Genomic DNA, 5,245 nt, shown 5'->3' on the forward strand with positions numbered 1-5,245 from the left:
GCCCCGCCCGGAGCCCCGGCGCGTCCCGGCGCAGGCCCGGCGGCGCCGGCGCGGCCCGCGGCCAAACGCAGTCCCGGCGGGAAGATCGACATCCTGGCGATCGGCTCGTCTACCGGCGGCCCCGACGCGCTCACCAAGGTGCTGCTCGGGCTGCCGGCCGACCTGCCGGTCCCGATCGTGATCACCCAGCACATGCCGCCGGTGTTCACCAAGATGTTCGCCGAGCGGCTGGACCGGAGCACCCCGCTGAAGGTGGTGGAGGCCGGTGAGGGCATGGAGCTGACCGCCGGCACGGTCTACATCGCCCCGGGTGACCGGCACCTGGTCTTCCAGCGCCGCGGGACGACCACGATGACCCAGCTCAACAACGGGCCGCAGGAGAACTCGTGCCGACCGGCAGTGGACGTGATGTTCCGGTCGGTGGCCGCTCTGTACGGCGGGTCGTGTTTCGCCACGATTCTCACAGGAATGGGACAAGACGGACGGGGTGGTGCGAAAGTGCTACGAGACTCGGGCGCCGAGGTTCTGGCACAGGACGAGGCGACCTCGGTGGTCTGGGGCATGCCCGGCGCCGTGGTGGCCGCCGGCTTGGCCGACGAGGTGCTGCCGTTGGACCGGATCGCGGGAGCCCTGCTCAACCGTGTCCGGGTGGGACGGTCACCGGCGGTGGCCCGATGACCCTTTCCCAAGCGGAGTTCGCCTTCGTCTCCAACCTGGTCCGCAAGGAGGCGTCCATCGTCCTTGCGCCGGGCAAGGAGTACCTGGTCGAGGCCCGGCTCATCCCGGTCGCCCGGGCGGTCGGGGCGCCGAACGTCAACGAGTTCATCGGTGATCTCCAGAAGCGTCCCAACCCGACGCACCAGCGGAAGATCATCGACGCGCTCACCACCAACGAGACCTCGTTCTTCCGGGACCGGGAGCCGTTCGCCGCGCTCACCGACGTCGTCCTGCCGGAGCTGATCAAGTCCCGGGCCACCGTGCGCAAGCTGCGCTTCTGGTCCGCGGCCAGCTCCAGCGGGCAGGAGGCGTACAGCCTGGCGATCACGCTGCAGGAGACCCTGCCGGCCGGATGGACGTACGAGATCCTCGGCACCGACATCTCCACCGCGATGGTGGATCGGGCCCAGAAGGCCGAATACAGCCAGGTCGAAGTGAACCGGGGCCTGGCCGCCACCCAGCTCGTGCAGTACTTCGAGCGGGCCGGCGCGCACTGGCGGATCATTCCGGCACTGCGCAAGAACGTGTCGTTCAAGCACATGAGCCTGACCGCGCCGTTCCCACCCATGCAGCCCTTCGACGTGATCTTCCTGCGTAACGTCCTCATCTACTTCGACGTCGCCACCAAACGCCAGGTGCTGCAGAACGCGGCCAAGATCCTGCGCCCGGACGGGCTGCTCTTCCTCGGCGCTGCCGAGACCACGATCGGGATCGACGACAACTACGAACGGGTGGCCGCCGGGCGCACCTCTGCCTACCGGTCTCGTACAGCGGCGCCCGCCGGTGCCGCGAGAAGGGGATGACGCCGATGCGTGCCATGGTGATCGACGACTCGCGCGCGATGCGCATGATCCTCAAGCGCATCGTCACGAAGCTCAACTTCGAGGCGGTGGAGGCCGGGGACGGCAAGGAGGCGATGGACCTTCTGGCCGACATGACCGAGGTGCCGGAACTGGCCCTCATCGACTGGAACATGCCCAACATGAACGGGCTCGAATTCGTCACCAAGGTCCGGGCCGACCCGCGACTGCGGGAGATGACGCTCGTGATGGTCACCACCGAGAGCGAACAGAGCCAGATCGTCCGGGCGCTCGCCGCGGGCGCCCACGAATACGTGATCAAGCCCTTCACCGAAGGCGCGATGATCGAAAAGCTGGCCCTGCTGGGCCTCGTCCCGACCGGAGCGAACTCATGAGTGTCGAAGTCGAGGTCGACGAGAGTGACCTCGCCGAGATGGTGGAACAGGTATGGGAGTCATATCTGGATCCCGAGGGTGTCAGTCCGCTGATCCCCACGTACGACGAAAACCAGCCTTCCGAGGTGCACTCCTCGGTCTCGATCACCGGGTCCTGGTCCGGGCATGTCGTGTACGCGTCCTCCCGAGCCGCCGCCCAGCGCGCTGCGGCCGCCTTCCTCGCCATGGAGCTTGAGGAAGTCAGTGAGGAGGACATCTCCGACACGCTCGGTGAACTGGCCAACATCGTCGGTGGCAACGTCAAAGCGATGTTGCCGCCGGGGGCGCAGTTGTCGCTCCCACAGGTGGTACTCGCGCCGGAGGCATCGGCGCGATTCCCGAACACCGAGCGCATCAGCGGCGTGTACGGGATGTGGGAGGGCGAACCGGTGTCCATTTCGATGTGGCAGAGCAGCACCGACAACAAGGAGGAGGGTGCATGAAGATCCTCATCGCCGATGACAGCCGGGTGATGCGGCAGATCGTCGTCCGGACCCTGCGGCAGGCCGGGTTCGGGGATCACGACCTGGTAGAGGCCGCCGATGGCAAGGAAGCCCTCGACATGGCCACCGAGCAGAAGCCCGATCTGGTCATCTCGGACTGGAACATGCCGCACCTCACCGGTATCGAGGTGCTCCGACAGCTTCGTGCCGCCGGCAACAACGTCAAGTTCGGCTTCGTGACCTCGGAGTGCACTCCGGAGATGAAGTCGGCCGCCGAAGGCGCCGGTGCGGCGTTCTTCATCGTCAAACCCTTCACCGCTGAGCGATTCGACGAAGTGTTCGCTCCTATTTTGGGATGATTAAGACATGTCAGACGTCTCGGTTCTTCCCGGCTCTCTAGCCGTACGCAACCTTTTCGAGGACCTCCTCGGGCGAGAGGTGACGGTCAGCCCTGGCGACCCGATCAGCGCGCCCGAGGTGCCTCTCACCACCTCCGCGATCTTCACCGACAGCGGCCAGAAGATCTACGCGGTGATGGGCATGACGCTCAGCCTCGCCGCCAACGCGGGCGCCGCGCTCGGCCTGCTGCCGGCCGGCGCCGCCGAGGACAGCATCGACGAGAAGCAGCTCTTCCCGAACCTGGCGGAGAACGTCTTCGAGCTGTGCAACGTGTTCACCAGCCTCCTCAACAAGGAGGGCGCCCCGCACGTCAAGCTCTACCAGGTGATCTACCCGAACCAGGAGCTGCCGGCCGACGCGCGCGCCGTCCTGCTCGCCCTGGGCCGGCGTCTCGACCTGTCGGTCGAGGTGAACCGGTACGGCAAGGGAAAGCTCAGCCTGTCCCTCGCTCCCTGACCCTACGGATCCGCCGAAGGCGTACAGAATTGAAGATCTCCCGTTGCGGGCCCGCCTCATGGCGGGCCCGCAAATTTGTGTCTAAGCAAATCCGGGGCCGGGCCGAAGCTTAGGTTGAGCCTGCTACGGGACAGGAGAAGTCGATGACCTCACCGATGTCCGGACCCACCGGAGCCGATCCGTCCAAGGCCGTGGCTGCGGCCAAGGCCGCCGAAGCGAAAAGCAAATCGCTCGGTGACAAGGACACCTTCATGAAGCTCCTGGTCGCTCAGCTGAAATACCAGGACCCCACCAAGCCCGCCGACTCGACCGCGTTCCTGGCGCAGACCGCCCAGTTCACGCAGGTCGAGAAGCTGGAAGACATGATCGGAATGCTTCAGGCGCAACGCATGATCGGCGCCAGCACTCTGGTCGGCAAAACGGTCACGTACATGGACGACACCGGTGCGATGCAGACCGGCGTGATCACTGCGGCGAAGTTGAACGGAGACAGCGAACCGACGCTCAAGGTCGGGAACACGGATGTGCAGCTGTCCAAGGTCACGGAAGTCACCGACACCCAAGACCTGAACACCCGTCTCCCTCCACAAGCGTAAGGATCTTCATAAATGCTGCGTTCTCTCTATTCCGGTATCAGCGGACTCAACGCTCACCAGCGGATGATCGACGTCACGGGTAACAACATCGCGAACGTCAACACCACCGGCTACAAGTCGTCGCAGGTGCAGTTCAACGACACCCTGAGCCAGATGATGGGCTCGGGCGGATCCCCCCAGGACGGCATGGCCGGCACCAACCCGGCCCAGGTCGGCCTCGGTGTGCGGGTCGCCGGCATCACCCAGAACTTCAGCCAGGGTTCGGCGCAGACCACCGGCAAGTCCGGCGACATGATGATCCAGGGTGACGGCTTCTTCATCACCCGCAGCGGCAACGAGAACCTCTACACCCGGGCCGGGTCGTTCTTCTTCGACGCCAACGGCGTGCTCGCCACCGCTACGGGTGAGCCGGTCCAGGGTTGGACCGCGGTGGACGGCAAGGTCAACTCGGCCGCGAAGCCGGGGGACATCCGGATGCCGCTCGGCGCCACCATCCCGCCCGAGCCGACCACGATCATGACGCTCAAGGGCAACCTGAGCAGCGACAACATCCCGGACCCGAACGACCCGGACAACAATGGGGTACGGGACACCGCCGCGGTTCCGCCCCAGCCCGGTTACGTCACGACCATCCCGGTGAAGGTCTACGACGACCAGGGCGGCACGCACACCGTCACCGCGAAGTTCACCCGAACCGCGAACGACAACGCGCCGGTCCCGCCCATCGAGCCGACGTCCGGCTGGGAGGTGGAGATCTTCGACGAGAACGGCGTCGCTCTCACGACCGGCACGAACCCGGTTCCCATCACTCTGACCAGTGGAAAGGTCGACGCAGCACTACTGAACAACCAGGGCCAGATCGAAATCGGCGGCTACCTGGTCGACATGACCGACATCACCTCGTACTCGGGTAACACCGACGCGCGGGTGTTCAGCACCGACGGTCAGGTGGCCGGCGCCCTCACCTCGCTCTCCTACACCGTGTCCGACAGCGGTGAGATCATCGGCGTCTACTCCAACGGCCTCAAGCAAACGCTCGGCCAGGTCGCCATGGCCACCTTCAAGAACGTCAACGGCCTGGAGAAGGTCGGCAACTCGCTGTTCCGTACCACTGTCAACTCCGGGTACGCCCAGGTCGGCGAACCCGGCAGTGCCGGCATGGGTCAGGTCATCTCCGGCGCGCTGGAGATGTCCAACGTCGACCTCGCGCAGGAGTTCACCAACCTGGTCGTCGCTCAACGCGGCTTCCAGGCGAACAGCCGCATCATCACCACCTCCGACGAGATCCTCCAGGAACTCGTCAGCATGAAGCGTTAGTCGAGCTGAACCCGGGCGGGGGGGGGGGGGGGCGCGGGGGGCCCCCCCCCCCCGGCGGGCGGGCCGGCCCCCCACGCCCCCAG

At 65.9% G+C, this 5,245-nt stretch carries 8 protein-coding genes; all 8 read left to right on the top strand.

What is annotated here, in order from left to right; all coding sequences use genetic code 11:
• The coding region (locus AB0E94_RS52350) for a CheB methylesterase domain-containing protein (RefSeq protein WP_360344345.1) at positions 1 to 678 on the top strand (678 nt) is incomplete at its 5' end.
• Complete coding sequence (locus AB0E94_RS52355; RefSeq protein WP_360344348.1) at positions 675 to 1,520, top strand: CheR family methyltransferase; 846 nt, start codon at positions 675 to 677, stop codon at positions 1,518 to 1,520. The genes AB0E94_RS52350 and AB0E94_RS52355, both read left to right, overlap by 4 nt.
• 5 nt (positions 1,521 to 1,525) lie before the next feature.
• Complete coding sequence (locus tag AB0E94_RS52360; protein ID WP_173476755.1) at positions 1,526 to 1,912, top strand: response regulator; 387 nt, start codon at positions 1,526 to 1,528, stop codon at positions 1,910 to 1,912.
• Positions 1,909 to 2,394 (top strand): chemotaxis protein CheX, encoded by a 486-nt coding sequence (locus AB0E94_RS52365; protein WP_317789920.1) that lies wholly within the window; start codon positions 1,909 to 1,911, stop codon positions 2,392 to 2,394. The genes AB0E94_RS52360 and AB0E94_RS52365 overlap by 4 nt, the downstream gene beginning before the upstream one ends.
• Complete coding sequence (locus AB0E94_RS52370; RefSeq protein ID WP_317789921.1) at positions 2,391 to 2,753, top strand: response regulator; 363 nt, start codon at positions 2,391 to 2,393, stop codon at positions 2,751 to 2,753. The genes AB0E94_RS52365 and AB0E94_RS52370 overlap by 4 nt, the downstream gene beginning before the upstream one ends.
• A gap of 7 nt (positions 2,754 to 2,760) precedes the next feature.
• Entirely contained in the window at positions 2,761 to 3,249 is a 489-nt protein-coding gene (locus AB0E94_RS52375) for a hypothetical protein (RefSeq protein ID WP_317789922.1), read from the top strand.
• Positions 3,250 to 3,392: 143 nt separating this feature from the next.
• Complete coding sequence (locus AB0E94_RS52380; RefSeq protein ID WP_360344352.1) at positions 3,393 to 3,845, top strand: flagellar hook capping FlgD N-terminal domain-containing protein; 453 nt, start codon at positions 3,393 to 3,395, stop codon at positions 3,843 to 3,845.
• Positions 3,846 to 3,857: 12 nt separating this feature from the next.
• Positions 3,858 to 5,162: a flagellar hook protein FlgE gene (locus AB0E94_RS52385; RefSeq protein ID WP_360344355.1), complete on the top strand. Its 1,305-nt coding sequence runs from the start codon at positions 3,858 to 3,860 to the stop codon at positions 5,160 to 5,162.
• Positions 5,163 to 5,245: the final 83 nt, after the last annotated feature.

Origin of the sequence: Actinoplanes sp. NPDC026670 (assembly GCF_040638175.1) — a bacterium.
Taxonomy (GTDB): domain Bacteria; phylum Actinomycetota; class Actinomycetes; order Mycobacteriales; family Micromonosporaceae; genus Actinoplanes.

Coding starts and splice junctions, on each gene's coding strand:
- AB0E94_RS52355 (WP_360344348.1), top strand. CDS start 675: ATGACCCTTTCCCAAGCGGAGTTCGCCTTCGTCTCCAACCTGGTCCGC.
- AB0E94_RS52360 (WP_173476755.1), top strand. CDS start 1,526: ATGCGTGCCATGGTGATCGACGACTCGCGCGCGATGCGCATGATCCTC.
- AB0E94_RS52365 (WP_317789920.1), top strand. CDS start 1,909: ATGAGTGTCGAAGTCGAGGTCGACGAGAGTGACCTCGCCGAGATGGTG.
- AB0E94_RS52370 (WP_317789921.1), top strand. CDS start 2,391: ATGAAGATCCTCATCGCCGATGACAGCCGGGTGATGCGGCAGATCGTC.
- AB0E94_RS52375 (WP_317789922.1), top strand. CDS start 2,761: ATGTCAGACGTCTCGGTTCTTCCCGGCTCTCTAGCCGTACGCAACCTT.
- AB0E94_RS52380 (WP_360344352.1), top strand. CDS start 3,393: ATGACCTCACCGATGTCCGGACCCACCGGAGCCGATCCGTCCAAGGCC.
- AB0E94_RS52385 (WP_360344355.1), top strand. CDS start 3,858: ATGCTGCGTTCTCTCTATTCCGGTATCAGCGGACTCAACGCTCACCAG.